The following is a 13,387-nucleotide window of genomic DNA, read 5'->3' as shown; positions in this document are numbered from 1 at the left end:
GCCCCCCGCGGGCCCCTTTTTCCTGTCCGGCTGTCGGCCGAGATCAGCTCGAGGGGCGGACCACGTAGACCGAGCAGTCCGAATGGCGGACCACCCGGGCGGCATTGGGCCCCAGCAGATAGTCGCTGAGATCGGGCTTGTGGGCGCCGACCACGATGAGATCGCTGCCCGCCTCGCGGGCGGCATGCAGGATCTCTTCATAGGCCTTGCCGGTCGAGACGATATGGCGGACGGCGGCATTGGCCTCGGCCCCGATCACGTTGCTGACGAAATCGTTCAGCAGGCTGCGGGCGCGCGAAAGCGCCTTTTCATGGTAGCTGGTGTCGAAGAACTGGCCGACCACGCTCATGCCGAAATCGGGCAGGACGGTGATGACGTCGAGCCGGGCGCCGTCCATCGCCGCGAGGCGGGTGGCGACGGTCAGGACCTCGCGGTCATGTTCGGGCTGGCTGACGTCGATGGCGCAGAGGATGGCGCGGATCATGCGGGCACTCCTTCCCGTCGGGCGCGGGACCGTTGCAACCAGACGACCCCCGCCAGTAGCGCGAGCGCGGGCAGGAAGACAAGCTCCTGCGGCCATTGATGCTGCGGCACCCGAAGGGCGGTCAGCGTCACCGGATCGTCGCCGTAGAAATCGAAACCCTGCAAGGTCTCGGAGAACGGGGTGCCGAACATCGGCTCTTCCAGCACGACCCGGCCATCGACCTCGTCGGGCAGAAGCCCGGTCGCGGCAAGCCGGGCCGGGCCGCCCTGTTCGGTGCCGACGGTGACGACCAGCGTGGTTTCCTTGGGCTCGAGCGTGAGGAAATCGGGGCCCGCGACGCGCAGCCGGAGCGTATCGCCCGGCTCGGCCCCGGCCAGCGCCTGTTCAAGCTGGGCGGGTGGCAGGTCGGCGAAGGGCGGCTGCAGCCGGTCCATCACGAAATCGGGCCGGAACAGCAGGAAGGCGATCCCGATCAGGGCGATGCTTTCATAGATCCGGCTGCGGGTGACGAACCAGCCCATGGTGCCCGCGGTGAAGACGAGGATCGCCACGGTCGAGACGATGAAGACGAGGATGCCCTGAAGCCAGGTCACGTCGATCAGCAGGAGATCGGTATTGAAGATGAAGATGAAGGGCAGCACCACGGTGCGCAGCGAATAGAAGAAGGCGATGAAGCCGGTCCGGATCGCATCGCCCCCCGACACCGCGGCGGCGGCAAAGGAGGCCAGCCCCACGGGCGGCGTAACATCGGCCATGATGCCGAAATAGAAGACGAAGAGATGAACCGCGATCAGCGGCACGATGAGGCCCGACTGGGCGCCGAGCTGGACCACGACCCCCGCCATCAACGAGCTGACGACGATGTAATTGGCGGTGGTGGGCAGGCCCATGCCCAGGATCAGCGACAGGATGCCGACGAAGATCAGCATCACGATCAGATTGCCGCCCGAGACGAATTCGACGAGATCGGCCATCACCTGCCCGATGCCGGTCAGGGTCACGGTGCCGACGATGACGCCTGCGGTCGCCGTGGCAAGCCCGATGCCGATCATGTTGCGCGCGCCCGCGATCAGCCCCGAGACCAGGTCGAGCCCGCCCTCGCGGGCCGAGGCGACAAGCCCGCTGCCGCCCCGGAACAGCGCCTTGAGCGGGCGCTGGGTGATCAGGATGACGAAAAGCAGCGCGGTCGCCCAGAAGGCCGAGAGGCCGGGCGATTTCTGCTCGATCATCAGGAAATAGACCAGCACCACGATGGGCAGCAGGAAATAGAGGCCCGACTTGTAGATCTCGGAAATCACGGGCAGTTTGACCTGCGCCGCATTGGGATCGTCGGGTTCGAGATCGGGCACGGTCGCGGCCAGCGCCAGCAGCGCCAGATAGGCCACGAAGACCAGCGCCGCCAGCACCCAGCCCGCGCCCTCGGGCAGGGCGGCGACGATCCAGCCGACCGGATATTGCACGGTATAGCACAGAAGCGCGAAGCCCGCGAAGAAGGCGAACATGCCGCCGATGGTGCGCCCGAGCGAGGTCACGCCATGGCCGAGCGTGGGCATGTTCCGCTTCACCGCCTCGAGATGGACGATATAGACCAGCGCGATGTAGGAGATCACCGCCGGCAGGAAGGCATGGGTGATGACCTCGAGATAGGAAATCCCCACATATTCGACCATCAAAAAGGCCGCGGCCCCCATCACGGGGGGCATGATCTGGCCGTTCACAGAGCTTGCGACCTCGACCGAGCCCGCCTGTTCCGAGGTGAAGCCGACCCGTTTCATCAGCGGGATGGTGAAGGTGCCGGTCGTCACCACATTGGCGATCGACGAGCCCGAGATCAGCCCGGTCGCGGCCGAGCCCACCACGGCGGCCTTGGCCGGGCCGCCCCGAAGATGCCCGAGCGCGCCGAAGGCCATCTTGATGAAGTAGTTGCCCGCCCCCGCCTTCTCGAGCAGGGCGCCGAACAGCACAAAGAGGAAGACGAACTTGGCCGAGACGCCCAGCGCGATGCCGAAGACGCCTTCGGAGGTGGTCCACATATGGCTCATGGCCTTTTGCAGGCTGGCGCCCTTCCAGCGGATCACCTCGGGCACCCAGGGCGCGGCGCCGAAGAAGACATAGACCAGAAAGATCGTGGCGATGATCGCCATGGCCGGGCCCAGCGCCCGGCGCGCCGCCTCGAACAGCAGCAACAGCCCGACCAGCGCCACCCATTTGTCGGTATCGTCGGCCAGCCCGCCCGACTGCACGATCTTGTCGTAGAAGAAATAGCCGTAAAGCGCGATCAGCGCGCCCGCCACCGCGAAGGCCCAGTCCTGCAGCGGGACGCGGCGGCGCGGGCTCGAGCGGAAGGCGGGATAGGCGCAGAAGGCCAGGAAGATCGCGAAGGCCAGATGGATCTGGCGCGAATTGTTGATGATGTCGCCGGGCAGGATCACATTGGCCAGCGGCGAGGCCAGCACCACCTGGAACAGCGACCACGAAAGCGCGACCCCGGCCAGGAACAGCCCCACCGCCCCCGCGGGGCTGCGGGCGCCCGCATCCGAGGCGGCCACGAGATCCTGCAGTTCGTCCTCGCTGAGGGCTCGGCCCCCGGCTGCCTTGTCGGCCATCGCTCTGTCTCCCGGCTGGACCGCGAAAAGGCCGCGGCCGTCATTATCCGGACGCTGTCGCCGCGTCCCTGGAACGGAGGGGCGCCGCAGCGGCGCCCGTCCTTATTTCGCCATAATGCGGGTTGGCCTCAGTCGATCCAGCCCTTTTCGCGATAATAGCGCGCCGCACCGTCATGCAGCGGCACCGACAGGCCGTCCTTGATCATTTCTTCGGCCTTGAGATTGGCGAAGGCCGGGTGAAGCGCCTTGAAGTCGTCGAAATTGTCGAAGACCGCCTTCACCAGCTGATAGACCGCCTCTTCCGAGACCGCGTCCGAGGTGACAAGCGTGGCGCCGACGCCGAAGGTCTCGGTATCCTCGTCATTGCCGCGATACATGCCGCCCGGGATGATCGCCTTGCGGTAATAGGAATTGTCCTCGACCAGCTTGTCGATCTCGGGGCCCCTGATGTTGACCAGGACGGAATCGCAGGCGGTGGTCGCCTCCTGGATCGCGCCCGAGGGATGGCCCACGGTATAGATCATCGCGTCGATCTGGTTGTCGCAGAGCGCGGCCGACTGTTCGGCGGGCTTGAGCTCGGAGGCGAGGGCGAAATCGTCCATGGTCCAGCCCTTGGCGGCCATCACCACTTCCATGTTGCCGCGCTGGCCCGAGCCGGGATTGCCGATATTCACCCGCTTGCCCTTGAGATCGTCAAGCTCGCGGATGCCGGAATCGGCGCGGGCGACGACGGTGAAGGGCTCGGGATGCAGCGAGAAGACCGCGCGCAGCCCCTCGAACGGGCCGTCGCCCTCGAAGCTGGGCGAGCTGCCATGATAGGCGTGATACTGAAAGTCCGACTGGACGACGCCGAATTCCAGTTCGCCCGCGCGGATGGTCTTGAGGTTGTAGACCGAGCCGCCGGTGGATTCGACCGAGCAGCGGATGCCGTGATCCTTGCGGCCCTTGTTGACCAGACGGCAGATCGCGCCCCCGGTCGGGTAATAGACGCCGGTCACGCCGCCGGTGCCGATGGTGATGAACTCCTCGGCCTGGGCGGCGGGCGCCGCGAAGGCCGTCAGCGCCGCAGCGGCGGCAAGGGGTTTCAAGGGAAAGCTCATTGGACACTCCTCGGTTGGTCTTGGGTCGTTTCGGGGTCGGATGGCACGGGGGAAACGGGCGCGGGCTCAGCCGGCCCAGAACTCCCCGAGCCGGTGATTGCGGGATTCGATCTTCTCTATCCGGGCCTTGGCCACGGATCCCGAACGGGTGGCAAGCATGCCGATGACGGTTTCGAGAAAGACGAGGCTGGCGGCATAGGACGAGAAGAACTGCGGACTGTCGGAGGGCAGGATGAAGCCCGCATCGGCCGATTTCAGCGCCGGGCAGGCATGGGTATCGGTCACGACCATGACGAAGGCGCCGCGCTCGCGGCCCATCTCGGCGGCCAGGACGGCGCGGCGGGCATGCGGCAGCTTGGTCAGGATCACGAGCGCATCCTCGGGGCCGAGATCGGCCAGAGACGAGGCCAGCGAGGCCCCCATCCGCGCCGCGATCGACCAGTTGGAGGCGAAGTAATTTCCCAGATAGGCCATGTATTCGACGATACCGGTCGAGCCCAGCGCGCCAAAGAGCGCCACATGCCGCGCCCGGTGCAGCCGCTCGACCGCCGCCTCCAGCCGCTCCGGATCGACCAGCCTGGTCGCGGCCTCGAGATTGGCCATGCAGGCCCCGGAATGGCGCAGCAGGAAGGGCGGCTGTTCGGCCTGCTCGGCCTCGGCCTGCAACCGGCGGACCTTTTCCGACAGGCTGACATAGCGCCGGCCGACCGCGTTTCGCGACAGTTCCCGCATCTCTTCGTAGCTGGCAAAGCCCAAGGCCCGGGCCAGCCGCGAAAATGTCGCGGGCGAAAGCCCGGAAGTGGCCGAGATCGAGCGCAACGAGCGGGTGGCCACATCGACCGGATGCGCCGCGACATAGTCGGCCGCATCCCGCAGCCTGGCGCTGAGCCCGTCATAGCCCGACGCGATCCTGTCCTCGATCGACGGCTGGTCCGACATTGCCCCCCTTGACCCTGGCGTCTCGTCCCCTGCTCCGGCCCCGATCCGAATTATGATCCGAATTCCGGTCCGGGCCCGGCAGCGGACGCTCCCGGATTCGATGAAACATCAGCGTTTCAGTCGTCTTAAAGATTGTCAATTCCTGAAACGTCTGTTGCAGTCCGGCCCAATGCGTCGTCCCTCGCGACTGATCCGCCAGGGCCTCCCCCCCATGTCTTTCCCCGCACCTCGCCGCGGCGCTTCTCGCGATCGACCGGGGCGAGGGCGTCCATCCTTTCGACAACACGCCAAGCGCTAACTCGACGCCCCGGGCGGTGCCGCGGTCTCTCGCCTCGGCCATTCCGAAAGGGCGGTGACCGAGGCGATCAGGGCCCAGCTCGACCCGGTCGCCTTTGCCCATACCGGTTTCTTTCCCTCCGAACCGGCCGGGCCGCTGGCCGATCTGCCGGTCGCCCATGCGCCCGAGGGCATCGCGCGGGTCTGTTCGGTCTGCGTGCGAACCTCGATCATGTGATCGCGGAATGGTCGCGCGTCGAGGTTGCATCATGACAATCGCGCCTCGCTACAACTTCGAAGCCGGAACCGAAATCGTGGTCCAGGGGCGCGACCTCCTGCTCCGCAAGGTCGGTTCGCAAGGATATGAGCTGGCGGACGTGGCGGGCGGCCAGATGAGTATCCTTGGGTTCTCGTCCTTCGTCGAAATGATGAAATCCGGCGCCGTGACTTTCGCCCCTTCGCAGCTGTTGCCGGAGGGAAGTGCCAAGCTCAGGCTGGGTGGTCTGAGCGTTTCGGCCCAACTCTCAGATGAGCAACAGGCTTATGGCCGCTTCCACTACGCGTTATGCAGGGCGATCGACGAGCTGCATCGGCACCGGACCATCGTCGAAAGCGACAAGGACTTTCGGATCTCCATCGGCACATTGAACCACCCGGCGAACAGGAAGTTCCTGCGTCCAATCGTCGAAGCCTTTTTCGGCGAGCGTGTGCATCTTGGAGCAGCCACCTTGAAGGGCGGCCGGCAGAAGAGCTGGTTTATCTACAAAGGGCGGACGCTGAAGAAATACTACGAGATTTATCAGCGCCTTCAGGACGGTGATGATGTCATCGCCGGGCTGGCAACACTCGATCACCTGAAAGGCAACGAGACACCGCGTCTGCCCTTGCGTCTGAAAGAACTCATGACAGAGGCGTGGGAGGAGATCGGCCTGGATCTCAAGGGACCGTCGGTGGCGAACGTGCATGGCTACCTTGCAGCGCTGATCAACAGGGAAAACCGGCAGCGGGCGCTCAACGATCTCCCCGCGCTCCCGGTCCCATCCCATCAATCCGTTCTTCGTCACCGCAAGGAGCTGCTCACCCCGACCGAATATATGGTCGCGAACAAGGGTGAGCGCTATGCGCGCAACAAGCGGGGCCGCGGGCACTCGGACGTGCGCGCGCTCATGATCGGCGAATTCTGTGAGATGGACGAGTGTCGGGCGTCCCTGATTACCTCGGCCAAGGCCAAAGGCTATTGGCATACGCTGTCTGAAGGTATGAAGAAGGCCATGGAATGGGCGGATGAGGAGATCCGCAGCCGCCTCAGCATCCTTGTGATGATCGATGTCGCAACACGTATGCCGTTGGCCTGGGTTGTCAGTGACCAGCCGAAAGCCGAAGCGACGATGCAGCTGCTGCGGATGGCAACGCGCGACAAGACCCGCGAAAGGCGCATCTACGGTTGCGAGGGCGAGGCTATGCCGGCCATGGGGCTCGGCATGGTGCGCAACGACAACGGTACCGGTCTGCGGAACGCCGAGGTCAAGTCCGCGCTCATGGGGATCGCATCGGCGAATACCGATGTGCGGACCCACGCCTCCGCCGACAAGCCCTATGTCGAGCGGATGTTCGGCACCACCGAATCCGTCTTGTTCAAACTGCTTCACGGCTACACGGGTCGCAAAGCAGGAGAGCTGCCTGGATATGACGCCAAGAAATCAGGCGTCCTGGATATCGATCTCCTCTATGAAATCCTGACCAAGTTTTTCATCGACGAGTACCCGTCCCTGAAACACATGGGCGTCGGTATGAGCGGGCGCCGCCCAGCAGAGGTCTATCAAGAACTGAATGAGACCAGGGAGACATTTCGTCTTTTGGATGAAGATCTCCGTCGCATTCATCTGGGCTGGCCATTCAAGGTGCAACCCAACGATGAGGGTGTGCGTGTGCTTGAAGGCCTCTTCTATTCGTCAGACGAGTTCCAGACTGCCCGCGAACACCACCAGGGCAAGGTCACCGTTTATATCGACCCGGACGATCTGAGCTTTGCGACCGCAGTGCTTCCGCGAGATCCCGACCCATACAGGCTGGCACTCCAGACGACCGTCTTCGCAGATCTGACCGTGTCCGAATTCTTGGAGTTGATGACGCAGTACCGGCGCGAAAACCCCGAGTTGACAACGCTCTATGAAGATCGGATCGCAAAGGTTCGCCTCGAGAGACATGAACAGCTCAAGAAAATCGGCGTCGAGCGACGGCTGCCCAGGAGCTATGTCAATGTGGGTGAAGCCCGCAAGATGGCCAAGAGCCTGTTTGCCTCATCTCGGCTGGTCACCACGCACGTGCCGGTCGACACGGTCGCCCCAGGTACTCTGGCCACCGCGATCTCGGGCCCGGGGATCCTGCCACTCGGCGGAGCAAGCCTCATCGATCACGCGCCTGTGGAGACGACCTCTACGCCAGCACTACCAGCCAGGACATCGAAGCCCAAGGCGGAGAAGCCGTCGTCGGAGCCCCCTGTCCGGCTCGGCCGCCCCGCCCAGAAGGGCGAGCTCTCGTAACTACCGCCATCTCAACGACGTCCAGCAATTCAAGGATACGCATGGGTTTCATCGACCAGAACCGCGTCAACGCATCACTTGCTCTGCAGCGTGGCCACTATACCTTCCCGCGCGCGGCAAAGCTCCGCGAAGCTTTCGAAAACTGCCTGCACGACTACTACGTCAAGGCCTCCATCGGCGGGCATTTCGAAGTACGCGGCATGCTGGTCACCGGAGAATCCCGGGTCGGCAAGACTTCCGAGACAGTCAGGCTCATAGAGGAATTCAACGCCAGCATGACGAAAATGCCCAACGGGAAGGTTGGCAAGATTATCTACTGCAAGCTGGATGGGTCGATCAGCTGGAAGGATCTGGGTCACAAGACTCTTGAGGCACTCGGTTACCCCGCGAACCCCCGGCGCACCCAAGGGGAACTCTGGAACATGGTTCGCCACCAGTGCCGCGAACAGGGCGTCATTGGCCTCTACTACGACGAATGCCAGCACGCCTTCACCTCCGGAAAAACGTCCAACGAGAAGCTCCTCGACCGTTTCAAGGCGCTGATGAAGGAACCGGAATGGCCTTTGATGCTCATCCTGTCAGGCGTCCCGGTTCTGGCCAGCCATGTGAACTCTGAAGAGCAGATAGCCCATCTCCTCTCCCACATTCATTTCGATGAGATCCACCTGGGCAGGTTCGCTGATCCGACCCGGGATCCGGACATGATCGAGCTGAACAAGCTTGTCTATACCTATGCCGAACGCGTCGATATCGATGTCGACGACCTCGTTGATGTCGATTTTCTGCAGCGCCTGGATTTTGCCTGCGCATCACGATGGGGCCTTGTCATCGAGTTGCTGATCCGCGCCTTCGGCTTGTGCAGACTTCATGGCCGGAAGACCGCCACGATCGACACTTTCTCCAAGGCCTATGCCCACAACTCTCGCCTGCCTCAGGGCTTGTGCCCCTTCACCGCGCCCGACTATCGCGACATGATCGACGGCGACAAACTCATGGAGATGATGCTGGACGAATAGCGGCTGGACAATATCGATATGGACGTTTCAGGGCTCGCATTGCGGGCCCTTTTTTTGGCCGCAGCCGTGCATGCTTATGTGTCAACTGTGCATGCTTATGCCTTGGAGCGCTATGATGTGATTCTCAAAACTCTGAAATCTATGATGAATTTACCAAGCGCATCGAACACGAATCATTTGGGTGTGCAAACTTATGGCGCATTGGCAGTCGAGCCGGTGCCGGGCGTGACGCCAGGCATGGTCCCCGCGGTGCCGGGCTATTTCCGCCGTATCCGCGAGATCTGCGACCGCCACGGGGGGCTTCCGATCCTCGACAAGGGGATATGCGGCATGTGCCGGACCGGCACGCTTTTCGCCTGCAATCAGGAAGGCATCACCCCCGACATCGCCGACATCGCCAAGGGGCTGGGCGCGGGTTCTCAGCCGGTGGGGGCGATGCTGTGTACCGCCTCCATGACGCCATCGAAGCGGGCAGTGGCACCTTCCCGCACGGACACACCCAGCTGGCCTGGGACGGGCCGCTCGCGCGGGCGCAGATCATGGGCGAAGGGCTCGAGGCGGCCCTGCGCGCGGCCCTTGGCGAGCCCCCATGTCGGCGACATCCGCGGCCAGAACCTGTTTCGCGGCATCGAGCAGGCCAAAGACCGCGCCAGCCGCCCCACTTTCCGCCCGAGCGCAGGGCCCATGCCCGGATCGAGGCCACCGCTTTCGAGGCCGGGCTGCTCTGCCATCCGATGGGCGGCACCATTGACGGGCGGCAGGGCGATCAGGTTCTGCTGGCCCCGCCCCTCACCCCTGACGGCACTCATGCTCTTGAAATCACGGATAAGTTGCAATTCGCGCTGGCAGCCCTGCGGTGAGCCGCCGCGCCTGGCCCCCTGCCACCAAGAGGCGCTTGAACTCCGGCGCATTCTGATCTTCATCCAGGCCGAAAACAGGAAACGGGCGGTCGAGCCGCCCGCCAGCGACCACGTGGGCAGCCCCCCACAGAGGAAATCCGTCCGATGCCCGGCCCGATGCGTTTCGATGAGTTGACGGTGGCAGTGACCGGAGACAGGATCGACAGGCTCGCTTTCTGTCTGATGAACATGCGGGGACAGCTGATGGGCAGGCACATCACAGCCCGGCCTGTCGTCGATACCGTCCGTGCCGATCCCCAGTGCCGCCCCCATCTGCCGGGCACCGATCCGGAAATGACCTCGCCCGACGGATATGCCGCCACGTCCCGGCGCCCGGTCTGTGGCGATGACAGGATGCGGCCCCCTCTCCGCGCCGCGGGCCTCCCGGTCGGGAAGCCGAAGGGCGAGACCGCGCAGAAAGCACCGGGTCGGCAGCGCAGCACCTGTCCACCCGCCGCGGCGGAAGGACGGCCGCCATGCGGTCTTCGAGCCAGGCGCGCCCCATGCCATCTTTGCACCGAGGCGGCAGCATCTGGCGGGCCCGATCGCCCCTGCCGCCGATCTGACCGTCTTCGCCGCGCCTTGCGCCAACAGCGACAGGCGCTTCGGCAAGGGCCGTTTGGCGCCGGGAATGACGGTCCGGTCGGCCTCCCCTGCCCCACCGGCGTCCGGCAATGCGGCGAGAACACGCCCCCGGCCCGGCCCGGACCGGATGCCGGATCGCCGGGCCGGACATCGCCCCCCGTCTGGCGCCGGTCGGGCGTCTTGCCGCAGGCCTTAAGGACATTGCGGCGCGACTTGCGCTTGACCCGGAGGGAAGAGACGACATCTACGAGACAGCGAATGTACCGGACATTCCGCACGGGCTGCGAGACGCCACGGAAACGCCCGGATCCCCGGCCATGCTGCGCGAGGAGATGGCCGATGTCACCCTCGACCACGATACCCGCACCGCCGAAATCGAACGGAAGACCTTCGACCAGGCGGGACCTGGCCGGGAACTCACCCGCGGTTACGAGCGCGCCCAAGGCGCCCGGACCGTATTTCTCCGAAAACCGGCCCCCGGCAGCTACGGACGTTGCGGGTACCGGCTCCTTTCCCAACGGAAGACCCCTCGATGACCACATTGACTTGCATTTCCCCGATTGACGGATCGGTCCTGGCCGAACGCGAGGCGCTGAGCTCCGAGGCGGCACGCGCGGCCGTCGCGCGCGCCCGCGCGGCACAGACCGACTGGGCGGCGCGGCCGCTTTCCGAACGGATCCGGCTGGTGCTCAAGGGCGTCGCGAATGTCGGCGACATGAATGACGAGATCGTGCCCGAGCTCGCCCGCCAGATGGGACGCCCGATCCGCTATGGCGGCGAGTTCCGCGGCTTCGAGGAGCGCGCGAAATACATGGCCGCCATCGCCGAGACCGCGCTGGCCCCGATCGAGGCCGAGGACAGCGGCAGCTTCAAGCGCTACATCTCGCGCGATCCGCATGGCGTGGTGCTGGTGATCGCGCCCTGGAACTACCCCTACATGACCGCGATCAACACCATCGCGCCCGCCCTGATCGCGGGCAATGCAGTGATGCTGAAACACGCGACCCAGACGCTGCTGGTGGGCGAGCGGATGGCGCGGGCCTTCCATGCCGCGGGCGTGCCCGAGGACGTGTTCCAGAACGTCTTCCTCGATCATGGCACCGCCTCGGCGCTGATCTCCGAGCGCGCCTTCGGCTTCGTCAACTTCACCGGCTCGGTCGCGGGCGGGCGGGCGATCGAGCGCGCGGCGGCCGGCACCTTCACGCCGCTGGGGCTGGAACTGGGCGGCAAGGACCCGGGCTATGTGCTCGAGGATGCCAATCTCGACATGGCGGTCGAGGTGCTGATCGACGGGGCGATGTTCAATTCCGGCCAGTGCTGCTGCGGGATCGAGCGGATCTATGTCGCCGAAAGCTTGTATGACAGCTTCCTCGAAAAGGCGGTCAGGCTGGTCGAGAGCTACCGGCTGGGCGACCCTCTCGACCCCGAAACCACCATCGGGCCGATGGCGCAGGCGCGCTTTGCTGATCTGGTCCGCGCCCAGACCGCCGAGGCGGTGGCCTCGGGCGCGCGGGCGATGATCGACCCCGCGCTCTTCCCGCAGGATGGCGGCACCTATCTCATGCCGCAGATCCTGACCGGGGTGACGCATGAGATGCGGGTGATGCGCGAGGAGAGCTTCGGCCCCGTCGTCAGCATCCTGCCGGTCAAGGATGACGAAGAGGCGATCCGGCTGATGAATGACAGCGATTACGGGCTGACCTGCTCGATCTGGACCAATGACGTGACGCGGGCCGAGCGGATCGGCCAGCGGATCGAGACCGGCACCGTCTTCCTGAACCGCGCCGATTATCTCGACCCGGCGCTGTGCTGGACCGGCTGCAAGGATACCGGTCGCGGCGGCGGATTGTCGGTGATCGGCTATCAGAACCTGACCCGTCCGAAATCCTATCACCTCAGGAAGCTCTGAAGGCCTCCGAATGCCGACCGGCCCTGTCCCGCCGGGGCCGGTCGTTCGCGGCCGCTGATGGTGGCCGACAAGGGGCCGGCCCCACGGCCGGTCACTGCCCGCGCCCTCGACATCCCCGACGGGGCGGATCTGGGGCGCCCGGTCCTTGCCGGGGTCGAGGCCGATCCGAGCGGGCAGAGCCTCGCGCCCAAGCCTGAAACCTGCAGGGCCTGAAACCTGTCGTGCCAACGCGAGCGGCCCCGAAACCCGCCGCCCGTGGCCATCATGTCGGGGCATCGCCTCCGGCGACGGTGAGGCGCCAAATATGGCGATATGGGCCATGCGGCCCGCCGGACTGCCTTAGGCGCGTACCGCAGGCACCGGCATCGATCTCCGCGCCGATTGCCTCCGGACCTGTCAGGCGCCGCATTCCCCCGATGTCACAGGGCCGCGCGCTCGAGAGACGGCAGCGCATGGCAGGGGAACTCCGCGCCCAAAGTCAATGCCGACAGCATCGATCCCGGCGCAGAAAGTCCCCTCGACGACCGGCGAGCCGGTCGCGATGACCTCGAAGGAGACCCGCCGCCTGCGCTCGGCATGCCTCCAAAACCGGTAGAACCGCCCAAAGACGGCCCGCCGCGCGGCATTTGCCGCCCCAAGCACCCCGAACTCCCCCTAGGGAAATGGACCACGGAAGGACCGCGGGGATTAACTCGCAACGGACCGGAGCAACGAGGACGTCATGGAGAGGATGGCCAGACGAAGCCGAGCGGCCCTGCCCGGAGGGGACGGCTGACCGCTTTCATGCGCCCCGGCCGCTCCTTCTGGGTCTGACCGAAAAGGGGCGCCCGTCACCGGGCGCCCCGCCGCCTGCCTGCGGCCCCCACCACTGCGCGACCGCCACCCACCCGTGGCAAACCGGGATCGCGCAGGACCGCTTGCGGGCGGTGTCCCCTGCCCCCCTAGACTCGTTGCCCCCAGACCCGTTTTCCTGCCCCCCCGGTGGACCCTAGGTCCGGTCCCCGGGCAGGGGGCAGGCATCAAAAGGCGT

The 13,387-nt window shown here is 65.2% G+C and carries 10 protein-coding genes and 1 pseudogene; 6 read left to right on the top strand and 5 right to left on the bottom strand.

Features of this window, described 5'->3' with window-relative positions; all coding sequences use genetic code 11:
* Window positions 1-43: 43 nt before the first annotated feature.
* The 4 genes from A6W98_RS09665 to A6W98_RS09650 all read right to left on the bottom strand — a co-directional run bounded on the left by A6W98_RS09665 (window position 44) and on the right by A6W98_RS09650 (window position 5,129).
* A complete protein-coding gene (locus A6W98_RS09665; protein ID WP_042460859.1) occupies window positions 44-484 on the bottom strand; it encodes a universal stress protein in 441 nt (146 codons plus the stop codon).
* Window positions 481-3,090 (bottom strand): TRAP transporter permease, encoded by a 2,610-nt coding sequence (locus tag A6W98_RS09660; RefSeq protein WP_042460856.1) that lies wholly within the window; start codon window positions 3,088-3,090, stop codon window positions 481-483. Before A6W98_RS09660 ends, A6W98_RS09665 begins: the two co-directional genes overlap by 4 nt.
* A 128-nt stretch (window positions 3,091-3,218) precedes the next feature.
* The gene (locus tag A6W98_RS09655; RefSeq protein ID WP_042460853.1) at window positions 3,219-4,190 is read right to left on the bottom strand and encodes a TAXI family TRAP transporter solute-binding subunit; all 972 of its coding nucleotides are present in this window, start codon (window positions 4,188-4,190) and stop codon (window positions 3,219-3,221) included.
* Window positions 4,191-4,256: 66 nt separating this feature from the next.
* The gene (locus tag A6W98_RS09650; RefSeq protein WP_042460849.1) at window positions 4,257-5,129 is read right to left on the bottom strand and encodes a MurR/RpiR family transcriptional regulator; all 873 of its coding nucleotides are present in this window, start codon (window positions 5,127-5,129) and stop codon (window positions 4,257-4,259) included.
* A gap of 352 nt (window positions 5,130-5,481) precedes the next feature.
* On the opposite strand from A6W98_RS09650, the gene A6W98_RS21040 reads away from it, so the two are divergent.
* The 4 genes and pseudogenes from A6W98_RS21040 to A6W98_RS22205 form a co-directional block, all read left to right on the top strand.
* Entirely contained in the window at window positions 5,482-5,643 is a 162-nt protein-coding gene (locus tag A6W98_RS21040) for a hypothetical protein (RefSeq protein WP_196760264.1), read from the top strand.
* 31 nt (window positions 5,644-5,674) lie between these two features.
* Window positions 5,675-7,948, top strand: a complete 2,274-nt coding sequence (locus A6W98_RS09645) for a hypothetical protein (protein WP_042460847.1) — start codon at window positions 5,675-5,677, stop codon at window positions 7,946-7,948.
* A 41-nt stretch (window positions 7,949-7,989) separates the two neighbouring features.
* Window positions 7,990-8,964 carry an AAA family ATPase gene (locus tag A6W98_RS09640; RefSeq protein WP_042460844.1) on the top strand — a complete coding sequence of 325 codons (975 nt, stop codon included), beginning with the start codon at window positions 7,990-7,992 and terminating at the stop codon, window positions 8,962-8,964.
* A gap of 18 nt (window positions 8,965-8,982) precedes the next feature.
* A pseudogene (locus A6W98_RS22205) lies at window positions 8,983-9,360 on the top strand (aminotransferase class III-fold pyridoxal phosphate-dependent enzyme); the annotation flags it as partial.
* 23 nt (window positions 9,361-9,383) lie between these two features.
* Here A6W98_RS22205 and A6W98_RS21920 read toward each other — a convergent pair.
* Window positions 9,384-10,136 carry a hypothetical protein gene (locus A6W98_RS21920; RefSeq protein ID WP_042460841.1) on the bottom strand — a complete coding sequence of 251 codons (753 nt, stop codon included), beginning with the start codon at window positions 10,134-10,136 and terminating at the stop codon, window positions 9,384-9,386.
* Between the two features lie 629 nt (window positions 10,137-10,765).
* On the opposite strand from A6W98_RS21920, the gene A6W98_RS09630 reads away from it, so the two are divergent.
* Together A6W98_RS09630 and A6W98_RS09625 are read left to right on the top strand one after the other, a co-directional pair.
* The gene (locus tag A6W98_RS09630; RefSeq protein WP_063490904.1) at window positions 10,766-10,984 is read left to right on the top strand and encodes a hypothetical protein; all 219 of its coding nucleotides are present in this window, start codon (window positions 10,766-10,768) and stop codon (window positions 10,982-10,984) included.
* Window positions 10,981-12,357, top strand: coding sequence for an aldehyde dehydrogenase family protein (locus tag A6W98_RS09625; RefSeq protein ID WP_042460838.1), 1,377 nt, complete (start codon window positions 10,981-10,983; stop codon window positions 12,355-12,357). Before A6W98_RS09630 ends, A6W98_RS09625 begins: the two co-directional genes overlap by 4 nt.
* Window positions 12,358-13,387 lie beyond the last annotated feature (1,030 nt).

It is taken from the genome of Rhodovulum sulfidophilum DSM 1374 (assembly GCF_001633165.1).
Taxonomy (GTDB): Bacteria; Pseudomonadota; Alphaproteobacteria; order Rhodobacterales; family Rhodobacteraceae; genus Rhodovulum; species Rhodovulum sulfidophilum.
This window is presented reverse-complemented; position numbering and strand designations above follow the sequence as displayed.